The organism is Salipiger bermudensis HTCC2601 (assembly GCF_000153725.1).
GTDB classification, from domain to species: domain Bacteria; phylum Pseudomonadota; class Alphaproteobacteria; order Rhodobacterales; family Rhodobacteraceae; genus Salipiger; species Salipiger bermudensis.
On sequence record NZ_DS022276.1, the window covers coordinates 3,771,275 to 3,790,845 of the forward strand.

The 19,571-nt window shown below is 67.7% G+C and carries 19 protein-coding genes and 1 pseudogene; 13 read left to right on the forward strand and 7 right to left on the reverse strand.

Going from position 1 to position 19,571, the window contains the following annotated elements; all coding sequences use genetic code 11:
* The first annotated feature begins 9 nt into the window (after positions 1-9).
* Entirely contained in the window at positions 10-618 is a 609-nt protein-coding gene (locus tag R2601_RS17835) for a nucleotidyltransferase family protein (protein WP_040544881.1), read from the forward strand.
* 97 nt (positions 619-715) lie between these two features.
* Here R2601_RS17835 and R2601_RS17840 read toward each other — a convergent pair whose 3' ends face one another.
* The 5 genes from R2601_RS17840 to R2601_RS17860 form a co-directional block, all read right to left on the reverse strand.
* The gene (locus tag R2601_RS17840) at positions 716-1,987 is read right to left on the reverse strand and encodes a glycerate kinase type-2 family protein (protein ID WP_007800859.1); all 1,272 of its coding nucleotides are present in this window, start codon (positions 1,985-1,987) and stop codon (positions 716-718) included.
* A gap of 28 nt (positions 1,988-2,015) precedes the next feature.
* Complete coding sequence (locus tag R2601_RS17845; protein ID WP_040544883.1) at positions 2,016-3,737, reverse strand: CoA-binding protein; 1,722 nt, start codon at positions 3,735-3,737, stop codon at positions 2,016-2,018.
* Positions 3,738-3,888: 151 nt separating this feature from the next.
* Complete coding sequence (locus R2601_RS17850) at positions 3,889-4,362, reverse strand: lipocalin/fatty-acid binding family protein (RefSeq protein ID WP_050768421.1); 474 nt, start codon at positions 4,360-4,362, stop codon at positions 3,889-3,891.
* Between the two features lie 374 nt (positions 4,363-4,736).
* Positions 4,737-5,453 carry an RlmE family RNA methyltransferase gene (locus R2601_RS17855; protein ID WP_007800862.1) on the reverse strand — a complete coding sequence of 239 codons (717 nt, stop codon included), beginning with the start codon at positions 5,451-5,453 and terminating at the stop codon, positions 4,737-4,739.
* 66 nt (positions 5,454-5,519) lie between these two features.
* On the reverse strand, positions 5,520-6,428 hold the full coding sequence (locus R2601_RS17860; protein ID WP_007800863.1) for an AAA family ATPase: 909 nt from the start codon (positions 6,426-6,428) through the stop codon (positions 5,520-5,522).
* Positions 6,429-6,667: 239 nt separating this feature from the next.
* On the opposite strand from R2601_RS17860, the pseudogene R2601_RS17865 reads away from it, so the two are divergent.
* The 6 genes and pseudogenes from R2601_RS17865 to R2601_RS17890 all read left to right on the forward strand — a co-directional run bounded on the left by R2601_RS17865 (position 6,668) and on the right by R2601_RS17890 (position 13,568).
* Positions 6,668-7,689: pseudogene (locus R2601_RS17865) on the forward strand (glycosyltransferase family 2 protein).
* On the forward strand, positions 7,686-8,321 hold the full coding sequence (locus R2601_RS17870; RefSeq protein ID WP_007800867.1) for a sulfotransferase: 636 nt from the start codon (positions 7,686-7,688) through the stop codon (positions 8,319-8,321). The pseudogene R2601_RS17865 and the gene R2601_RS17870 overlap by 4 nt, the downstream one beginning before the upstream one ends.
* Positions 8,318-10,681, forward strand: coding sequence for a glycosyltransferase family 2 protein (locus R2601_RS17875; protein WP_007800868.1), 2,364 nt, complete (start codon positions 8,318-8,320; stop codon positions 10,679-10,681). Before R2601_RS17870 ends, R2601_RS17875 begins: the two co-directional genes overlap by 4 nt.
* Before the next feature lie 3 nt (positions 10,682-10,684).
* Positions 10,685-11,380, forward strand: coding sequence for an FkbM family methyltransferase (locus R2601_RS17880; RefSeq protein ID WP_007800870.1), 696 nt, complete (start codon positions 10,685-10,687; stop codon positions 11,378-11,380).
* Positions 11,381-11,384: 4 nt separating this feature from the next.
* Complete coding sequence (locus R2601_RS17885) at positions 11,385-12,437, forward strand: glycosyltransferase family 2 protein (RefSeq protein ID WP_007800872.1); 1,053 nt, start codon at positions 11,385-11,387, stop codon at positions 12,435-12,437.
* 162 nt (positions 12,438-12,599) lie between these two features.
* A complete protein-coding gene (locus tag R2601_RS17890; RefSeq protein ID WP_007800875.1) occupies positions 12,600-13,568 on the forward strand; it encodes a hypothetical protein in 969 nt (322 codons plus the stop codon).
* 6 nt (positions 13,569-13,574) lie between these two features.
* Here R2601_RS17890 and R2601_RS17895 read toward each other — a convergent pair whose 3' ends face one another.
* Together R2601_RS17895 and R2601_RS17900 are read right to left on the reverse strand one after the other, a co-directional pair.
* Complete coding sequence (locus R2601_RS17895; RefSeq protein WP_007800877.1) at positions 13,575-14,345, reverse strand: GNAT family N-acetyltransferase; 771 nt, start codon at positions 14,343-14,345, stop codon at positions 13,575-13,577.
* 12 nt (positions 14,346-14,357) lie between these two features.
* On the reverse strand, positions 14,358-14,810 hold the full coding sequence (locus R2601_RS17900) for an outer membrane protein assembly factor BamE (RefSeq protein ID WP_040544885.1): 453 nt from the start codon (positions 14,808-14,810) through the stop codon (positions 14,358-14,360).
* A 94-nt stretch (positions 14,811-14,904) separates the two neighbouring features.
* Between R2601_RS17900 and R2601_RS17905 the strand changes: the two genes are divergently transcribed.
* The 6 genes from R2601_RS17905 (at position 14,905) to R2601_RS25590 (ending at position 19,499) form a co-directional block, all read left to right on the forward strand.
* Positions 14,905-15,486: a YceD family protein gene (locus R2601_RS17905; RefSeq protein WP_007800881.1), complete on the forward strand. Its 582-nt coding sequence runs from the start codon at positions 14,905-14,907 to the stop codon at positions 15,484-15,486.
* A gap of 174 nt (positions 15,487-15,660) precedes the next feature.
* Entirely contained in the window at positions 15,661-15,867 is a 207-nt protein-coding gene (gene rpmF, locus R2601_RS17910) for a 50S ribosomal protein L32 (RefSeq protein ID WP_007800883.1), read from the forward strand.
* A gap of 23 nt (positions 15,868-15,890) precedes the next feature.
* On the forward strand, positions 15,891-17,003 hold the full coding sequence (gene plsX, locus R2601_RS17915) for a phosphate acyltransferase PlsX (RefSeq protein ID WP_007800884.1): 1,113 nt from the start codon (positions 15,891-15,893) through the stop codon (positions 17,001-17,003).
* On the forward strand, positions 17,000-17,971 hold the full coding sequence (locus R2601_RS17920; protein WP_007800886.1) for a beta-ketoacyl-ACP synthase III: 972 nt from the start codon (positions 17,000-17,002) through the stop codon (positions 17,969-17,971). The genes plsX and R2601_RS17920 overlap by 4 nt, the downstream gene beginning before the upstream one ends.
* Positions 17,972-18,077: 106 nt before the next feature.
* A complete protein-coding gene (ihfA, locus tag R2601_RS17925; RefSeq protein WP_040544887.1) occupies positions 18,078-18,380 on the forward strand; it encodes an integration host factor subunit alpha in 303 nt (100 codons plus the stop codon).
* 6 nt (positions 18,381-18,386) lie between these two features.
* Positions 18,387-19,499: a MerR family transcriptional regulator gene (locus tag R2601_RS25590; protein ID WP_007800890.1), complete on the forward strand. Its 1,113-nt coding sequence runs from the start codon at positions 18,387-18,389 to the stop codon at positions 19,497-19,499.
* Positions 19,500-19,571: the final 72 nt, after the last annotated feature.

A 19,571-nucleotide genomic window follows, 5' to 3' on the forward strand; every position in this document is an offset into this window, starting at 1 on the left:
AAGGCCCGCATGGGAGGAATCGCGATCTTGATTCCCGCTGCCGGTGCCAGCCGCCGGATGCGCGGGTCCGACAAGCTTCTGATGCAGGTCAGGGGCGTGCCGTTGCTGCGCCGTCAGGCGCTCGCGGCGCTCGAAGCCGGGGATCATGTCGCGGTGGCCTTACCGGCGCATGATCACCCGCGCGCCGAGGCACTGCGTGGCCTGCCGGTGCAGATCGTCGAGGTGCCGGATGCCGAGCTTGGCATGTCCTCCTCGTTGCGCCGCGCGGTCAGCCTGCTGCCCCGCGGACTCGAGGGTGTGATGATCCTGCCCGCCGACATGCCCGAAATCACCGCCGCCGACATGTCGCAGCTGATCGCGGCCTTCCGCGCGGTTCCGCACCCCACGATCCAGCGCGCCACCGCCGAGGACGGCACGCCGGGCCACCCGGTGCTGTTCCCGTCCGACTGCTTTCCGGCGCTGCAGGCGCTGAGCGGAGATTTCGGTGCCAAGGCGGTGCTGACGGCAAATATCCACCGGGTTCGCGACTTTCCCCTTCCCGGTGCCCGTGCGCTGATCGATCTCGATACGCCGGAGGCCTGGCAGGAGTGGGAAGCGGCGCAGCAGGCGGCTGAATAGTCACTTCGGACAAGACAGACCTGCCGCCGGGTCGTACTTCGCGCACGGCTTGAGCCCGCAAACTGTGATAGCCGCACAACTGGCGCGGTCGGCCTTCTCAGCCTGCAGCCGTCACCAGAATTGCCCGGAAATCGTTGACATTGGTTCCGGTCGGCCCCGGCACGAAAAGCCCGCCCGCGCGCTCGAACGCGCCCCATGCGTCGTTGCGCGAGAGTAGCGTCATCGCGTCCTCGCCACTGTCGCGCAGCGAGGCCGCGGTGGTGCCGTCGGCGAACGCCCCGGCGTTGTCCTCGGTGCCATCGATGCCGTCGGTATCGGCGGCCAGCGCATGAATGCCGTCCTGCCCGTCAATGGCGTGGGCAAAGGCCAGCAGGAACTCGGTGTTGCGGCCGCCGCGCCCGCCATCGCCGCGCAGCGTCACCGTGGTCTCGCCGCCCGAGAGCAGCACCACCGGCGGCGCGAAGGGACGGCCGTGCGTCGCGACCTCTCGGGCGATGGCGGCGTGCACATAGCCCACGTCGCGGGCCTCGCCCTCGACCGAATCCGACAGTATTGCCGCTGAGAGCCCGGCCTCCTCGGCCTTGCGCGCCGCCGCTTCAAGCGACAGCCGCGCCGAAGCCACCACGTGCACCTCGTTGCCGCTGAAACAGGGATCGTCAGGCATCGGGGCGGCGGAGGCGGCGCTGCGGATGTGCGCCAGGATGGTGTCGGGCAGCGCGATGTTCCACGCCTCGATCATCCCCAGGGCCGCCTTCGCATCGACGCGGTCCGGCACCGTCGGCCCCGAGGCCACCTGTGCGGGATCGTCACCCGGCACGTCCGAGACGATCAGGCTCACCACCCTAGCCGGCGCGCAGGCGGCGGCGAGCCGCCCGCCCTTGATCCGGCTGGCATGTTTTCGGATCGCGTTCATCACCCCGATCGGCGCGCCCGAGCCCAGAAGCGCGCGGTTCAGCGCCTGCTCGTCTTCGAGCGTCAGCCCGTCGGGCGGGGCCGGCAGCAGGGCCGAGCCGCCGCCGCAGACCAGCGCCACCACAAGATCGTCGGGTCCCAGCCGCGAGACCGCCTCGAACAGCGCCGCACTGGCCTCGAGCCCGGCCGCATCGGGCACAGGGTGGGCCGCTTCCATGACACGCAGATGCTGGCAGGGCGCGGCATATCCGTAGCGCGTCACCACGACGCCCTCGACCGGGTCACCCCAGAGCCGCTCGAAAGCGGCGGCGAGCTGCGCCGCCCCCTTGCCGAGGCCGATGACGACAGTGCGCCCCTTGGGCTTCTCCGGCAGAGCCGCGCGCAGCGCGCGCTCCGGATCGGCGGCGGCGACCGCGGCCTCGAATAGCCCGGTAAGAAACGCCCGTTCGTCCTGCATCAACTCTGTGCCCCTCGCCTGTCGGTTTTCAGGCGCTCGCGGCGCGGATTTTCAGCCCGCTGGCCAGCGCCGGTCCGCGCGTGCCGGGACGGAACACGAGCTCGAACTCGGCCACCATCCCCTCTTGCGCAATGACGTAATCCTGCACCGAGAGCAGCGCCGGGACAACCGCCTCGATCTCTGCCACCGCGCAGCCCAGCTCCTCGAGCAGGCGCTGCGCCTCTCCCGGGCGCAGCGGCAGCAGGCCCGCAACCTCGGCGCCCCCCTGGCGGATGCGCAGGACATAGCCATAGGAAGGCTCGGCGCAGAGATGCAGCTGCAGCTCCGGTCCCTCCGCCGGCGGCGTCTCGGCCGGGGTCAGGTGAAGCCCCTGTGCCGCCAGCATGCTGCGCGCCTCGGCCTGATCCGACATGCTCGCGCCGATGCCGGCATCCGGCGCCGGCATAAAGAGCGGTGCCGGGCGGCGCAGCGGACCGCCGAGCGCCACGCAGGCGGCGAGCGCCTCGAGCGCCGCAGGCAGCCCACAAAGCGGGATCAGGCGGTTTTCGAGCAGAGCTTCGGCGCGATCCTCGGGCAGGCCCTCCGGCAGAGTCGTCAGCAGCGCCAGCGGCATCCCGACCCGCCCGCGCGCCGCGGCGGCCGCCTCGGCCACCCGGTCCCACGCGGCATCGGAGCCGTGATCCTCACGGGCGCAATCCAGCACCAGCAAGGTCAGCACCGCCCTGCCGGTCATCGCCTCGGAGAAGATCCGGGTCAGTCGCGGCACCGAGCGCTGCACCGCGCTGCTGCAATCCAGCGGGTTCTCGAGCGCAACGCCGGGGCCGAGGTCGCGCTCCAAAGCCTGGCGCTGCACCTCCGAGAAGGCTGGAAACTCCAGCCCCTCGGCCTGCGCCAGATCGCGCAGCAGCGCGCTCGTGCCGCCGGTGCAGCACAGCCCCGCGAACGTGTTGGCCGGCAATGCCCCGGTGACGTGCAGGATCTTCAGCGTCTCGAGCAGGGCTTCAGGGCTTCGCACTTGCGCCATGCCGGCCCGCTCGAACAGGGCCCGCGCGCCCGGCTCCTGCCCGGCCCGCAGGATGACCACGGATTTTCCCAGCCGCTCGGCGGTCTGCGCCATCTCGATCAGCGCCTCGGGATCGCCCAGATCCTCGGCCTGGATGCCGAGCGCGGAAATCCGTTCGTCGCGCAGCAGCGCCTCGCCCAGCAGCGCCAGCCCGGTCTGCGCCCGGCCCGGCTCAGCCACCGCGAGCACGGCGATGGGCAGGCCACGGCGATGCATCGAAAGGCTCTGCGCGAGGCTGGCGCTGCGGGCGATGATCGCCACGCCGCGCTTGACGTGCTTGAGACCGTGCACGCCATCCCAGACCGGGGCACGTTCGAGCGCGTTGATCACGCCGCGACACCCCGGCCCCAGCAGCGGCATGTCGCCCGCGGCCCGCCCAAGATCGGCCGGGATCGCCTCGCCCTGGCAGATCGCGCCACCGGCGCCGCGCTGCGCCAGCGCGGCCACGATCTCGACCGCCTGCGCTCCGTCCTGTCCGATGAACGCGAGATCCGGCCCTGCGGGCAGCCGCTCGATCGTGGCGAAGGCCCGGATGCCCGCCACGAGGTGGGCGCCCGGAACCACCGGCCAGATGTCCCAGACATAGCCCATCTCGCGCAGCTTCGCGATGACATCGCCGCACCATGCCTCCGGCCCGACCAGCGCCACCGATCTCGGTCTCAGAAATCGTGAGAAATCTCTCGCCATCGACCTTTCGAAACTCCTCCCGGACGCGTTTCACCACGTCATTTAGTTAATTTTGCGTGAAGATGCAGGAGGTTGCGACCGTTTTCCGCAGCTCGATGCCAAATCACAACCGAGATGCGTCATATTTCAGCGTAAGATTGTAAAGTCGCGCCTAACTGCCGGAAAGTCGTCCAAGATCATAGCCATACCAGTCGAGGATCCCGCGCGCCGCGTCGAGACGCTCGCGCGGTGCTCCGGTCCGGTCCATGATCCAGACCCGCGCGCCGCCCGGATCACCGATGGCGGCGGTGCGGTCATCGGCATCGAGCCAGTGCACCCAGAGCTCTTCGCCCGCCAGGCTGAACCGCCCGGCAGAGAGATCGCGGACCGGCAGCGCTGCGCCGTCGATCGTCACGCGGTCGCCGGCAAACGCAAGCTCCGCGCCGGGTGTCAGGCCCGCGCCCTGCACCACGATCCAGCGCCCTTGCAGCCGTTCCAAGGTCGCGTTGGCCTGGCTTGCCACGGGGGCCGTGGGGTTGCGCAGCGGGATCGGGGCCCGGGGCAGCTCTGGCGCCGGCGCACAGCCCGAGAGCACGAGACAGGCCAGCACGATCACGCGCCCGGCCGCAGCTTTGGTCCTTTGCATGACACCTCTCCAAGACGCGCTCATCGCCGCAGGCTGCGCCAGCGCGCGGCTGGGCACAAGAGCCTTCCCCGTCCGCAAGCGCTCGCGCGACGCGCCGTCTTAGCGAACGGGTAAGGCACGGGTCGCATCCTTGCTCAAGGAGGTCTCGCAACCCATGTCCGGCACGACGTCAAACGACCACGGTCTAGCCCGGGCCAAGCTTGGCGCTGCGGCAAGGCGGCTCCGTTGGCCACTGCGCTCGCTTCTGGCCGTGACGCTGCGCAAACCGCCTCTTGCAGAGCGGGTTGCCGAGGAGAGCGTTCTCACGCCCGGGGTCGCGCGCGCCTTCCTGAACCGCGCAGAGCGGTCGTTCCGGCCGCCGCCAAGCTGAGCCTTCAGCCCCGGAAGCCGGTCGCCACGACGAATTTCTCGGACGAATCCGACCGGCTCGCCGGCGGCTTGACGTTTGCCACCTTGTCGAAGCGCTTCTTGAGCAGCGCCTGCAGGCCCTGCTCTGCGCCGCCCGCCAGAACCTTGGCGACGAAGGTGCCGCCCTCCTCAAGCACGTCAAAGGCCAGCTCCGCCGCCGCCTCGCAAAGCGAGATGATGCGAAGGTGATCGGTCTGCTTATGCCCCGAGGACGACGCCGCCATGTCCGACATCACCACGTCCGCCTTGCCGCCAAGCCATGCCTTGACCTTGTCGTCGGCGCCCTCTTCCATGAAGTCGAGCTGGTGGATCTCGGCGCCCGGGATCGGCAGCACCTCCTGCAGATCGACGCCAAGCACGAAGCCCTGCGCCTTGCCCGACCGCTCGCCAAGCGCGTTGACCCGCGGCACCGCCACCTGGCACCAGCCGCCCGGCGCGCAGCCAAGATCGACCACGCGGGCCCCCGGAACGAGAAAGCGGTATTTCTCGTCGAGCTCGAGGATCTTGAAGGCGGCGCGGCCGCGATAGCCCTCGTCCTTGGCGCGCTTCACATAAGGATCGTTGAGCTGGCGCTGCAGCCAGCGCGTCGAGGAGGTCGTGCGCCCGCGCGCCGACTTCACCTTGACCTTCAGGTCGCGCTGACCGCGCCCCGAGGTGTTCTTTCCTGTCGGCTTCTTTGCCATGGCCGGTATCGTCTTTCTTCAGATGCCGGGGCGACATGCCCGTCTTGCGGCCATTGTGCAAGTTTCTCAGCCCGGTTCCAACGTCGCTTTCGCATCTTTGAGCAGCCGCGCCGCCTCGGAGCCCTGAATCTTCGCGATGTCGTCCTGGTATTTCAGGATCGCGCCCAACGTGTCCGAGATCACCTCGGGGCTGAGATCGACCACGTCGAGCGCCAGCAGGCACTTGGCCCAGTCGATGGTCTCGGCCACGCCCGGCTTCTTGAAGATGTCCTCGGTGCGCAGTGCCTGCACGAAGGCCACGATCTCGCGGCTCAACGTCTCGGCCACGCCGGGCTCGCGGGCGTGCAGGATCTCGACCTCGCGGGCGAAGTCCGGGTAATCGACCCAGTGGTAGAGGCAGCGGCGCTTGAGCGCATCATGCACCTCGCGGGTGCGGTTCGAGGTCAGGATTACGATCGGCGGCTCGGGCGCCTTGATGGTGCCAAGCTCGGGGATCGTCACCTGGAAATCCGACAGCGCCTCAAGGAGGAACGCCTCGAACGGCTCGTCGGTGCGGTCGAGCTCGTCGATCAGCAGCACCGGCGCACCGTGCTCGTCAGGCCGCATCGCCTGCAAGAGCGGCCGCTCGACGAGGTAATCGGGGCCGAAGAGCTCGCGCTGAAGCACCTCGCGGTCGGCGTTGCCCTGCGCCTCGGCGGTGCGGATCGCGATCATCTGCGCCGGGAAGTTCCACTCGTAGACCGCGCTCGCCGCATCGAGCCCTTCATAACATTGCAGCCGGATCAGCCGCCGCCCCAGCATCAAAGCCAGCGCCTTGGCAATCTCGGTCTTGCCGACGCCGGCCTCGCCCTCGAGAAACAGAGGCCGCCCGAGCTTCAGCGACAGGAAGACGACCGTCGCGAGCGGCCGCCCGCAGACATAACCTGCCTCGGACAGCAGTTTCTGGACGTCGTCGATGGTAGCGGGATTGTTCATGCGGGGCCTCCTCCTACCCTCCGAAGTGCCCGCCTCGAAGGGCGCGGTCAATCCCCCGAAGGTCGCAGGCGCGTTGGAACCGTGCAGCCACAGCGCCGCCCGCGCGGCACCGCCAGCGTTGACCGGACCGGGGCAAGCTGCGATTGTCTCATGGTGAGGGTAAGGCCACGGGGGAGCATACCTCCGGGCAATTTCGGACCGGGCAGGCCCATGAGTGACAGACAAGCGGGGGCGCAGGGATGCGCATAACCGCCGTGACATGCGTGAAGAACGAGGGCCCGTTCCTGCTGGAATGGGTGGCCTACAACCGCCTTCTCGGGGTCACCGACTTCCTGATCTATTCCAACGATTGCAGCGACGGCACCGATGCGCTGCTCGACGCGCTGGCGCCTTGGGGCGTGGTGCACCTGCCCAATCCCGCAAGGGCCGCAACTACCAGATGGAGGCACTGAAGCACGCCCAGAAGCACGAGGTCGTGCGGCAGGCGGACTGGGTCTGGGTGGCGGATGTGGACGAGTTCCTCAACATCCACGCGGGCGACCACACGATCCCGGCGCTGATCGAGGCCTGCGGCGATCCGCAGGCGATCTCGGTCAGCTTCCAGTTCTTCGCAAATGATGGCGTCGAGCGCTTCGAGGACCGTCCGGTGATCGAACAGTTCAGCCGCTCGCACAATCCCGATCTCTGGTGCGCCGAGAGCGCGATCGAGGTCAAGACATTGGTGCGAAACGATTTCCCCCTGCACTACTTTGGCGCCCACCGGCCCTTTCACCGCGTGACCGAAGGCGGCGAGCAACCTTGCTGGACCGATGGCTCCGGCCGCCCGGTGCCGCAGAAATTCCTTGTGGCGGCGAACACCCGCCGCATCCGCAAGTTTCCAGCCGCCGGCGCCCGCCGCCATGCCACACTGAACCACTACGCGCTGCGCTCGCTCGACAGCTACCTCGTCAAGAACGACCGCGGAGACGTCAACCGCGAGGGCCGCGCCTTCGACGACACCTACTGGCGCGAGCGCAACGATCCCGCCTTTGAGGACCGGTCGATCCAGCGCCACCTGCCGGCGCTCGCAGCGACCTTGCACGAGATGAAGGTCGGTCCGCTTGGGGCCCTGCACGACGAGGCGGTGCGCCGTCACCGCGCCAAGTGCGACGATCTGATGGCGCAGCCCGCCTATGCCGAGATGTGCACGCATCTGAGGGCCCTGCCGACGCTGCCGCCCGGAGAGCTCGAGCTGATGCGCGCGCTCGGGATGGTGTCATGAGCGTGCGGGTGATCAATCTCGGCCTGCCGAAGACCGGGACAACCACGCTGGGCGTGGCACTCGAACATGCCGGTCTCCGGGTGGCGGATTTCAAGCTGCGGCGTAGGTCCTGCCCGGACAAGAGCATCGCCGGCAGCTTCGTCGCGCGGCAGCTCTATGATGGCTATTACGGCTCGGGCGATCCGCTGGAGAAGCTCGGCGTCTTCGATGCACTCACTGAGATATCGGTTTTAAATCGCGATCTATGCCTCTGGCCTCAAACAGATTTTGGACTTATCCAGAGTCTGCGCGAGCGTTACTCGGAGCTTCGCTTCGTGGCCTCGTACCGCGACCCCGACGCCACCGCGCATTCGATGCTGCGCTGGTCAGACCTTGGCAGCGACCGCATGCCGAACGGGAACATCCCCGGACTGCCGCGCGGCTATGGCGAGACCCGTCTGCAGCGCGCGCAATGGGTGGCGCAGCACTACGCCTTCCTGCGCACGATCTTTGCCGGAGACCCGCGCTTCCTCGAGTATGACATCGACGATCCGGACGCGTCCGAGTTGCTTTCGGCGCATCTGGGTATTGACCTGCCATGGTGGGGAAAGGCCAACGAAAACAGGTCGATGCGCCCGGAGGGCGCGGAATGAAAATCATCGTGCATATTGGCCCCGATGGCCCCGCGACCGACCGGCTGCAACGGGTGCTGCACGCCAAGCGCGACCAGCTGAAATCCAAGGGCGTGCTCTATGCCCGCACCCCGGGCGCCAAGAACCACACCCGGCTCTTCATGGCGGTGAGCGCGCCGGACGCGGTCGATACGCTGCGCTTCAACCGGGGCTTCATCACCCCCGAGAAACAGGCGGCACTGCGTGCCGAGGTTGCACAACAGCTGGCCAATGAAGTGGCCCAGAGCCGGCCCGAGACGCTGATCCTGTCAGCGCATCAACTTGGTTCAAATCCAACATATTCAAGTGAAATCAGATACCTGAGAGACCTTCTTTCACCACTTTCCGAAGAGATCGAGATCGTCGCCCATATCGATGATCCGGCCCGGATGCTTGTCGGTCGCTATACAGCACAGCTGCTCGAGGGGCGCAGCCGTCCGCTCGATCTCGAGCTTGGGCTGCTGTCGGAAGAGAGCTGGTGGGACGCGGCACGCGCCACCCATCCCGCGCCTGACCTGCAGGCCGGGCGCTTTTCCGAGGTGCAGGGTGCGGTGCATTGGCTTGATTTCAAGCGCCTGCAACAAGAGTGGGAGGCGGTGTTCGGTGCGGGCCGGCTGCGCTTCCGGTCGCTCGATCTGCCTCTGCTCTATTCCGAGGCCGCTACCGAAGAGATCCGCGCCGCCTTCGGCATCACCGAGACCATCGGCAAGGCCGAACCAGAGCGTGCGCCGGCGCTGCCCTCTGCGGCGTGGATGGCGCGCTGCCGCCAGATGAACGACGTTCTGCTGCGCCTCCTGGCGCTGCGCGAGACCATCCTGCCGCGCCAACTTTGGCGCAAGATGCTGGGTGAGATCAAGGTGCACGGCGCGCCCATCGACCCGGGCAGCCTGCACGCGGTCTCCGAACGCTTTGAACACGACCTCGCCACGCTCGCCGCAGCGCATCCCGGCCTCGATCCCGCCCGGCTTGCCCCCGCGCCGAAAGCCACGCCGTGGCAGGAGGCGGACCCGACCCTCGGCTTCCGCGCGACGCAGTATCTGATGGCCTTCCGCTGGCGCATCGCGCAGGCCAGCAAGGAGGCGGAGGCCGAAAAGGCCCCCGAGATCGCAGCCATTGCCGAGGCGCCCTCCGCGCCTGCGCCGGCCCCCGCGATGCCCAAGCTCTCGCCCTGGGCCGAGCGCTACCTGCCCGATCTGGCCCGGCAAAACGTCGCGAAACTTCAGCGCTCGCCCTTCCGGCCGCACAACCGACTCGGGCGCGTCAAGGAAGAGGCCGAGCCCGCACCCTACACCCCGGCACCGCGCCAAAGCCCCAAGGGCAGCACCGGCAATATCATCGTCGGCTGCATGAAGAACGAGGCGCCCTATATCGTCGAATGGGTCGCCTATCATCGCGCCGTGGGATTCGATAACTTCCTGATCTACAGCAATGGCTGCGAGGACGGGACCGCGCAGATCCTCGACCGGCTGCAGGCGATGGGCGTGCTCCAGCATCGCGACAACGACAACTGGGCAGGCAAGTCGCCGCAACAGCACGCGCTCGACCGCTCGCTCAAGGAGCCGGTGCTGCAAGAGGCCGACTGGATCGCGCATATCGACGTCGACGAGTTCGTCAACATCCGCTGCGGCAACGGCACCCTCGCCGACCTTTTCGAGCATGTCCCCGACGCCAGCAACATCGCCATGACCTGGCGGCTCTTCGGCCATAACGGCGTGACGCGGCTCGAGGATCGCCCGGTGATCGACCAGTTCGACACCTGTGCCCCGAAATTCTGCCCCAAGCCGCACACGGTCTGGGGCTTCAAGACGCTGTTCCGCAACATCGGCGCCTATGGCAAGATCTCTTGCCATAGGCCCAACAAGCTCGCCGAGGGCTTCGAAGACAAGGTGAAATGGGTCAACGGCTCCGGCGCCGACATGACCCGCGAGGCGCTCCGCAACGGCTGGCGCAATTCCAAGAAGACCATCGGCTACGACCTCGTGCAGCTCAACCATTACGCCCTGCGCAGCGCCGAGAGCTTCCTGATCAAGCGGCAGCGCGGGCGCGCGCTGCATGTGGACCGCTCGATCGGGCTGAACTACTGGATCCGCATGGACTGGGGCGGCGCGCGCGACCTGACCATCAAGCGCAACCTGCCGCGCCTGCGGGCCGAAATCGACCGGCTGCTCGCCGATCCCGAGCTCAGGCGCCTGCACGAAGCCGGCCTCGCCTGGCACAAGGCCAAGGCGGAAGAGCTGCACAATACCCCGGAGTTCGAAGAGCTCTACCAGCAGGCCCTAACCCTGCGCCTGACCGAAACCGAGCGGGTGGCCTATGCGCTCGCCCTCGACCTGGAGAGCTGAGCCATGGATGGCGACGGTCCCAAGAACCCCTTCCTGCGCTCGCGCGGGCTTAAGATCCCCAAGCATCCGCAGATCACCACGGGCCGTGTGCGCGGCGCGATCCGGGAAGAGACCTACGAGCGCAAGGAATGCGACGCGGTCTCGCGCGTGGTGCACGAGGGCGACCGGGTGCTCGAGCTGGGCGGTGGCATCGGCTACATGTCGACGCTTCTTTCGGTGAAGCGCAAGGTGGCGCAGGTGGTGAGCTACGAGGCCAACCCGGCGCTGATCCCCTATATCGCGAGCGTTCATGCCGCCAACGAGGTGAAGAACGTCGAGGTGCGCAACGCGCTGCTGACGGCGGATGGCGGCGATCCGGTGGCGTTCCATGTCCGGCGCAACTTCCTTGCCTCATCGATGGATCGCGAGGCCGACCCCGAAAGCATCACCGAGACCGTGCAGATCGACCAGCATCGGCTGTCGGACGTGCTCGAAGAGGTCAGACCCGACGTGCTGGTCTGCGACATCGAGGGCGCCGAGGCCGATCTCCTGCCCGCGGGCGACTGGTCCGGTCTGCGCTGCGCCATCATCGAGCTGCACCCGCAATGGATCGGCCAGAGCGGCGTTCAGGCGGTGTTCGACGCCATGCAGCGCGCCGGGCTCACCTATTTCCCGAAGGCTTCGGAGGCCAAGGTCGTGACCTTCCGGAAAGGCTGGTGAGCGCGTGAAGATCACCGCGGTTCTCTGCGTCCGCAACGAGGGCGCCTTCCTGCTCGACTGGCTGGCGCATCACCTGGCCTGCGGCATCACCCACGTGGTGGCGCTGTCGAACGATTGCGATGACGGGACGGACGCGCTCCTCGACCGGCTGGACGCGCTCGGCCACGTCACCCACATCCGCAATGACGGCCCCTATGACAAGGGCGGCATCCAGTTCTCCGGGCTGAAGCTGGCCGACAAGAGCGCCGCGGTGCGCGAGGCCGACTGGCTGCTGGCGCTCGACGTGGACGAGTTCGTCAACGTTCATGTCGGCGAACGCAGCCTGCCCGACCTGATCGCCGCCCTGCCCGACGCGGATGCCATCACCCTGACCTGGCGGCTCTTTGGCAATGCAGGCCAGCTGCGCTACGCCGACCGCCCGGTGCCCGAGCAGTTCACCCGCGCCGCGCCGGTGGCGATGGTCTGGCCGTGGCGCTCGGCGATGTTCAAGACGCTCTACCGCAATGATGGCACCTACCGGAAACTCGGCGTCCACCGTCCGCGCAACCCCGATCCAGACCGCGCGGACGCAGCGCGCTGGTTCGATGGCGAAGGCCGCGAGCTCGACGCGCAGTTTCGCACAAGGCGGATCTTCTCCAATTATGGGCGCTCGAACTACGGTCTGGCACAGCTCAACCACTACCCGCTCGGTGCGATGGAGAGCTACCTGCTCAAGGCAGATCGCGGGCGGGCGGTGCATTCCGACCACCTGCTGGGCCTCGACTACTGGGTCGAGCGCAACTTCAACACCGACGAGGACCGCTCGATCCTCGCTCTGGCGCCCAAGGTGGCCGAGCGGCGCGTGGCGCTGGCCGGCGATGCCGAGCTGAACCGCCTGCACGCGGCGGCGGTGGCATGGCGGCAGGCGCGCTTCGAGGCGCTGATGCTGCAGGAGCCCTACCGGGCGCTGCTCGGGCGGCTCCTGATGACGCCGCCGAGCCAGCCCCTGGCGCCCCAGACCGCCTCGGTGCTGCACCATTTCGCGCAGCGCGCCCGGGCGGCCGAGGACGGTGCGTAAACTCCGGAAGCGACCGTCTCCGCAAAAACTGCTACTTTTGAGGCAACGTCGGGCGCCAATGTTACCGCGAATTAAGCATATTTCCGCCAAAAACGCAGAACACTGTTTCCTCCAACCAGAACACCCGCGACACTGCGGTTTCCAGATACATGGCAGGCACAGATGCAGGATCAGACAGACCTCTCCGCGGTCGATCTCAGCGGGCTCGAACGCAAGCAGTGGATCCGCCAGATCTCCGAGATCGGCGATACCGACGGCTTCACCGAACCGCTCGGGGCACAGCACCATGCGGTCTTTGTCGAACGCGGCGACACGCTTCTGGTGAGCTTCGAGTCCGTTCCCGGCATCGACGCGCTGTCCGAGACCGCAACGCCGCTTGGCTGGGAAATGGCACGCGAATGCGACTGGTCGACGCTCTCGGTGCTCTGCACCGCCGACACCTGGTTCCGCGACGAGGCGGTCTACACCTTCTTCGACCAGCTGCTTGATGACGGGTTCTTCGACGATTTCGAAACCGTGCTGTTCTACGGCGCCGGCCCCTGTGGCTATGCCGCCGCGGCCTATTCGGTCACCGCGCCCGGCGCCCGGGTGGTGATGCTGCAACCGCAGGCCACGCTCGATCCGCGGGTCACCGAATGGGACGAGCGCTTCGTCGAGATGCGCCGCACCGATTTCACCTCGCGCTTCGGCTACGCCCCCGACATGCTTGACGCGGCGCAGCGCGGCTACGTGCTCTACGATCCGCGCGAGCGCTTCGATGCGATGCATTCGGCGCTCTTCGCGCGGCCCAATGTCGACCGCTTCCGCCTGCCCTTCATGGGCAGCGCACTGCAGGGCGACCTGCTCGATCTCGAGCTGCTGGTGCCGCTGCTCACTGCCGCCGCCGAAGACCGGCTCGACCGGCTGAGCTTTGCCCGGATGATGCGCGCCCGGCGCGACCACACGCCCTACCTGCGCAAGCTGCTGATGCGGCTCGAGGGCGACGGGCGCATGGCGCTGGCCGAGCGGCTCTGCGAGAACGTCACCCAAAGGATGGATGCGCCGCGCTTCCGCCGCCGCCTCGACGCGCTGCGTACCATGCGTGCGCAGGAACAGGACGCTCAGGACGAACAGGTCGCCGCCGAGGCCTGAGCGGCCTCAGCCCGCGATCGCGCGGAGCGCCTTGGCGCGGGCCGGCGGGATCGCGGCCACCTCGACGCCGGTGAAGACATGCAGCGTGTTCATCGCGCGGTCGATCACCGCGTGATCGCTGACCCAACCGCCCATGCCCAGATAGGTGCGCAACAGCGGCGGCATCAGCGACATCGCCCGCCGCGCATCGGCACCCTGCTGCGGAAACCCCACCGTCTCCTCCGCCCGTCGCCGGATCTGCCAGCGCGCCGGCGCCAGATGCCGTGCGGCGAGATGGGCAAAGGCCGGCGCAAAGGGCGAAGGATCGGTGCCGGCAAAGCTCGCGCAGCCGAAGAGCAGGCGCGCGCCGCCCGCATCCACCAGCCCGGTGATCGCGCCCCAGGCCAACCGCAGCACATCCGGATCGCCGGATCCCGGGCGCAGGCAGAACCGCCCCAGCTCGAGCATCGGCCCGCCGAAGCCCTCGAGACGCGACAGGTCGTAATACTGGGCGGAATAGCTTGTCCCGATGGCGGCGCCATCGTCGAGCCAGAAATAGCGGAAACAGGCAAAGAGCGTGCCGTCACCCACCTCCTCGATCAGCACGTGCCGGCAGAGAGGGTCGAACGCATCGACATCGGCAGGGCCGTCCGGGCCAAGGAACGCCCGCCCGCGCAGCGCCTGCGCCCGGGCCAGATCCTCTGGACCCGAGGCCAGCCGCACCCGGTAGCGCCCGCGCTGCAACAGGACGTCGCCGCTGTCCTCCGCCGCGCCGTCGCTCTCCCCGAAGGTTGCCACGGCGCCCGCCCGTTACTGCTGGGTGAACTGGTCGAGAGAGATGCCGCCGATATTGCCGAAGAGCTTGCGGATGAAGCTCAGCTCGCCATCGGTGGTCTTGGTGACGCGGCGCGTGAGCGGCACCACGTTGCCATCCTCGAGCCCGTAGCGGGTGATGTTGTCGACCACGCCGTCGGAATCGAAGCTGACCGCCAGCACCTCGCGGTTGATCTCCTCGGGGGCCTGCCAGGCGAAATGGCGCATCTCGGATTCGATGTAGTAGAACCCGCCATCATTGGCCACGCCCGAGGCCGAAGGCACGCCGATCACGTCTTCCACGGTGCCGCGGGTGTCGATTCCCGGCACGATCTCCTGCAGATCCTCTTCCGAGGGCACATAGCCATGCGTCCGGTACTGCGCGCTGCACGCGGACAGCCCGAGAACGGCCACCATTGCCACGATCGCCGGAATTGCGGGTTTTGCCATCTGCTGCGCCTTGCCTGTTGTCTTGGCCCTTGCGGGTTTCTATCCCCGATTACATAACCGAGCCAAGCCCTTCAAGCAAAGGAAAGGCAGCCATATGAGCCAATCCGGTTCCACCTCCGAACGGCTGCGCGTGGCCGCGCTGCGCAACAACCAGCCAACCCCGTTCGACCTGAGACCAGACGAGGCGCGCCGCGGCGCACTGGCCGAGGAGCTCGGCCTGCTCGGGTTGAAGAAACTGCGCCTCGCCGGCGAGATCCGGCCCGAGGGGCGCGATGCGTGGCGCCTCGAGGCCACCATCGGCGCCACCGTGACCCAGCCCTGCGTGGTCACCCTTGCCCCGGTGACCACGCGCATCGACGAGCCGGTTTCGCGGTTCTGGCGCCCGGAGGAAGAGTTCGCCTCGATTCCCGAAGGCGCCGAGGTCGAGATGACCGACGACGAGACCGACCCCCTGCCCGATGTCATCGACCTTGGCGCGGTGATGGCCGAGGCGCTGTCGCTGGCCTTGCCGCTCTACCCCCATGCCGAGGGCGCAGAGGCGGCGGCCGAGGCGCTCGAGGAGCAGGCTGCCCCCGCTCCCGAGGACGAACGGCCGAATCCCTTCGCGGCACTTTCGGGCCTGCGCGCCCGCATGGAGAGCGATGCCGATGATGGCGAGGGCGGTGAAAACCGCTAAGCACCCCTCTTTGCGCGCGAAATAACGCTTGCGGTTTCGCAGGAATTTCCTATTTTCGCGCCTTCATCGGAATTCTGGGTTGCCATCTCCGGGTCTATGCGACTATGAGGCCGGGCACGCCCGAACGGAACGGGCAACGAATTGCCCCCACACGCGAAAGATCGAGGTTGAGACATGGCTGTCCAACAGAACAAAGTATCCAAATCGCGCCGCAACAACCGCCGGGCGCATGACGCCCTCACTGCGGCGAACCCCAACGAGTGCGACAACTGCGGCGAACTCAAGCGCCCGCACCATGTCTGCCCCTCCTGCGGCCACTACGGTGAGCGCGAGGTCGTGGCCATGGCCGACGAGATCGAGCTGGACGAAGACGCAGCCTGAAACCGTCTGAAGGCCCGTGCCGCATGACCTCCGAACAGGATAAATCGCAGGCACGCGGACCGATCGTCCTATCCATCGACGCCATGGGCGGAGATCGCGGGCCGGCAACCATCGTTGCCGGCCTCGCCGCCTTTGCGCAGCGGAACAAGCAGGCGCGTTTCATCCTGCACGGTCCCGCCGATCAGCTCACCCAGCTGGTCGAGAAGCGCAAGCTGGGCAAGCGGGTCGAGATCCGCGACGCTCAGGGTGTTGTCTCGATGGAGGACAAGCCGAGCCACGTGATGCGCAACGGGCAGGACACCTCGATGTGGTCCACGCTCGATTCGGTGCGCAATGGAGAGGCGACGGTCGCGGTGTCCTGTGGCAATACCGGCGCGCTGATGCTGCTGTCGATGGTGCGCCTGCGCAAGCTGCCCGGCGTCAACCGTCCTGCCATTGCCGTGCTCTGGCCATCGAAGAACCCGCAGGGGTTCAACGTCATGCTCGACGTTGGCGCGGATATCCGCGCCGATGCGGATGACCTGCTCAAATACGCCCTCATGGGCGCCTCCTACGCCCGCAACGGGCTGTCGCTCGAGCGTCCGCGCGTCGGGCTGCTCAACGTGGGCACCGAGGAGCATAAAGGCCGCGCCGAGCTCAAGCAGGCGCATGAGCTGATTTCCGAGGCCGCCGAGGGCAACAATTTCGAGTTCGTCGGCTTCGCCGAAGGCGGCGACATCCCCGGCGATCGCTGCGACGTGATCGTCACCGACGGCTTCACCGGCAATATCGCGCTCAAGACCGGTGAAGGCACCGCCTCGCTGATCGGGCAGTTCCTGCGCGAGGCGTTTGCCTATTCGCCGCTGTCGCGTGTGGCCGCCCTGCTCGCTCTGACCTCGCTCAAGCGCCTGCAGGCGCGCATCGACCCGCGCCGCAAGAATGGCGGCGTGTTCCTCGGGCTGAACGGCACCGTTGTGAAGAGTCACGGCGCTGCCGACGCAACCGGTGTGGCAGCCGCCGTCGAACTGGCCTACGATCTGGCGCAATCGGGCTTTGGCGACCGACTCGCCGCCCGCATCGCATCGGCGGCGAGCAGCGCCGAGGAGAGCGCCGCCCAGGCTGGCGCCGAGCAGGAAAAAGACGGAACGGATCCATGACCATACGCGCGCAGGTGGCGGGGGTCGGGCATTACCTGCCCGAACGCATTGTCCCCAATGCCGAGTTCGAACAGACCCTCGACACCTCGGATGAATGGATCCGGACGCGGTCGGGGATCGAGCGCCGCCACTTTGCCGCCGACGGCGAGACCACCTCGGATCTCGCCAGCCGCGCCGCGCAGGCGGCTCTGGCCGATGCCGGGCTTGTCGCCGCCGATATCGACGCGCTGATCGTCGCCACGTCGACACCGGACCTGACCTTCCCCTCTGCCGCCACCATGGTGCAGGCCAAGCTCGGCATGCAGGCCGGCTTCGCCTTCGACGTGCAGGCGGTCTGCGCCGGCTTCGTCTACGCGCTCACCAACGCCAACGCGCTGATCACCTCGGGCACCGTCCGCCGGGTGATGGTGATCGGCGCCGAGACCTTCTCGCGCATCCTCGACTGGGAAGACCGCGCCACCTGCGTGCTCTTCGGCGACGGCGCGGGCGCGCTGATCCTCGAGGCGCAGGAGGCCGCCGGCAGCTCGGACGATCGCGGCATCCTCGCCGTCGACCTGCATTCCGACGGCCGCTACCGCGACCTGCTCTATGTCGATGGCGGCGTCAGCACCAACTCGATCGGGCATCTGCGGATGGAGGGCAAAGAGGTCTTCCGCCACGCTGTGAGCAAGCTCGCCGCCACCGCCGAAGCCGCGCTCGGCAAGGCCGGGCTCGACGCCTCCGATATCGACTGGGTGGTGCCGCATCAGGCCAACATCCGCATCATCGCCGGCACCGCCAAGAAGCTCGGCCTGCCGATGGAAAAGGTCGTGGTGACCGTTCAGGACCATGGCAACACCTCTGCCGCCTCGATCCCGCTGGCGCTATCGGTGGCGAATTCCGAGGGCAAGTTCAAACCGGGCGATCTGGTGATCACCGAGGCGATTGGCGGCGGTCTGGCCTGGGGCGCGGTCGCCCTACGCTGGTAGATACGAATTAACGCTCTTTTCACGCCTGACACCGCGCTTTCAAGTGCTTGATATTGACTCGGAAATTTCCCGCCCCCATGCTTGGGCGAAACCGGGAGGGATGGGTATGAGCGAAAAGACCCTAACGCGCATGGATCTGAGCGAAGCGGTGTTCCGCGAGGTCGGACTGTCGCGGAACGAAAGCGCCGAGCTTGTGGAATCGGTGCTTCAACACATGTCCGACGCGCTGGTGCGCGGCGAGCAGGTGAAGATCTCGTCCTTCGGCACCTTCTCGGTGCGGGACAAGGCGGCGCGCGTCGGCCGCAACCCGAAGACCGGCGAAGAGGTGCCGATCCAGCCGCGCCGCGTGCTGACCTTCCGGCCCTCGCACCTGATGAAAGAGCAGGTCGCCGAAGGCAACAAGAGGTAACATCGCATGAGCAAGTCCCGCGACGCGTTCCGCACCATCAGTGAGGTCGCGGACCTTCTGGACACGCCCGCGCATGTCCTGCGTTTCTGGGAAAGCAAGTTCACGCAGGTGAAGCCGGTGAAACGTGCCGGCGGGCGGCGTTACTACCGCCCCGGCGACATCTCGTTGCTCTCGGGTATAAGGACGCTGCTCTACGACGACGGCCTGACCATCAAGGGCGTGCAGAAGGTCTTGCGCGAACAGGGCGTGAAACACGTCGCCGCGCTGGCCCCGCTACAGCTTGACGAGGCCGAGGCCGAGGACGTTGGGGCTGAGACCGTCGAGGACGCGCCTTACGTCGAGGCCCAACCCGAAAGCGGCACGGTCCTGCCCTTCGCGCCGGTGACGGCCCAGAAGGACGCCGAGGCGCCCGTCTCTGCGGCCGAGCCCGGCGAGGCCCCGTCTCATGTGCCCGAGACCACCCCGGATGACACAGTCGCGCCACCCGCAGAAGTGGGGTCGGAGACCGTGGCCAACGCGCCCGAAGAGACGCCGCTGGACGCGCCCGGTGCCGAGTTCAGCGATGCTGCGGAACTGTCGGCCGACGCCGCGCCCGCCGAGGCGCAGAGCGATCTTGCCGGCGCATCGCCGGACGCGGAAGACGAAGGTCCGACGATCGCCGAACAGGATAGCCCGGTGCCGGACTTCCTCGCGCATTCCCTCGAAGAACGGCAGGACGGAACGCCGGCCGACACCGCAGCGCCCGACCCGTCCGAGGAGGCCGCCCCTGCCTTCGCGGCCCTGCCCGAGCAGCCTTACGGCGCACATCCGGAGCCGGCCGCCGAGCCCGAGGCGCCCGCCGTGGCAAGTGAGTCGCCCACGGCCTCGGACGCGCCGCAGGTCTCGGCAGAGAACGTCTTCGGGGCCGATCCCGCTCCGCTCCCCGAGTCGCCTCTGCCCGCCAGCCGCGCGCTCCCGGATCTTCCCGATCTCGCAGCCCTGCCCGTCCCGCCTGCCGGCGCGCTGCGCCATCTGGCACGGCTCGACCGGATCGGCGCCTCCGAGGCTGCGGCGCTCACAGCCCCGGTTGCGGCGCTGCGCAACTGGCTCGACCGGGCGGACCGGGCGGCACGGCACTGATCGAAGGGCACGCCGATTTTTCGTGCAGAATCGGCTTGCCCCTGCCGTCAAAACCGGTATGAACCGCACACC

Coding starts and splice junctions, on each gene's coding strand:
- R2601_RS17875 (WP_007800868.1), top strand. CDS start 8,318: ATGAAAATCATCGTGCATATTGGCCCCGATGGCCCCGCGACCGACCGG.
- R2601_RS17855 (WP_007800862.1), bottom strand. CDS start 5,453: ATGGCAAAGAAGCCGACAGGAAAGAACACCTCGGGGCGCGGTCAGCGC.
- rpmF (WP_007800883.1), top strand. CDS start 15,661: ATGGCTGTCCAACAGAACAAAGTATCCAAATCGCGCCGCAACAACCGC.
- R2601_RS17920 (WP_007800886.1), top strand. CDS start 17,000: ATGACCATACGCGCGCAGGTGGCGGGGGTCGGGCATTACCTGCCCGAA.
- R2601_RS17900 (WP_040544885.1), bottom strand. CDS start 14,810: ATGGCAAAACCCGCAATTCCGGCGATCGTGGCAATGGTGGCCGTTCTC.
- R2601_RS17845 (WP_040544883.1), bottom strand. CDS start 3,737: ATGGCGAGAGATTTCTCACGATTTCTGAGACCGAGATCGGTGGCGCTG.
- R2601_RS17850 (WP_050768421.1), bottom strand. CDS start 4,362: ATGCAAAGGACCAAAGCTGCGGCCGGGCGCGTGATCGTGCTGGCCTGT.
- R2601_RS17905 (WP_007800881.1), top strand. CDS start 14,905: ATGAGCCAATCCGGTTCCACCTCCGAACGGCTGCGCGTGGCCGCGCTG.
- R2601_RS17835 (WP_040544881.1), top strand. CDS start 10: ATGGGAGGAATCGCGATCTTGATTCCCGCTGCCGGTGCCAGCCGCCGG.
- R2601_RS25590 (WP_007800890.1), top strand. CDS start 18,387: ATGAGCAAGTCCCGCGACGCGTTCCGCACCATCAGTGAGGTCGCGGAC.
- ihfA (WP_040544887.1), top strand. CDS start 18,078: ATGAGCGAAAAGACCCTAACGCGCATGGATCTGAGCGAAGCGGTGTTC.
- R2601_RS17860 (WP_007800863.1), bottom strand. CDS start 6,428: ATGAACAATCCCGCTACCATCGACGACGTCCAGAAACTGCTGTCCGAG.
- R2601_RS17840 (WP_007800859.1), bottom strand. CDS start 1,987: ATGCAGGACGAACGGGCGTTTCTTACCGGGCTATTCGAGGCCGCGGTC.
- R2601_RS17870 (WP_007800867.1), top strand. CDS start 7,686: ATGAGCGTGCGGGTGATCAATCTCGGCCTGCCGAAGACCGGGACAACC.
- plsX (WP_007800884.1), top strand. CDS start 15,891: ATGACCTCCGAACAGGATAAATCGCAGGCACGCGGACCGATCGTCCTA.
- R2601_RS17880 (WP_007800870.1), top strand. CDS start 10,685: ATGGATGGCGACGGTCCCAAGAACCCCTTCCTGCGCTCGCGCGGGCTT.
- R2601_RS17890 (WP_007800875.1), top strand. CDS start 12,600: ATGCAGGATCAGACAGACCTCTCCGCGGTCGATCTCAGCGGGCTCGAA.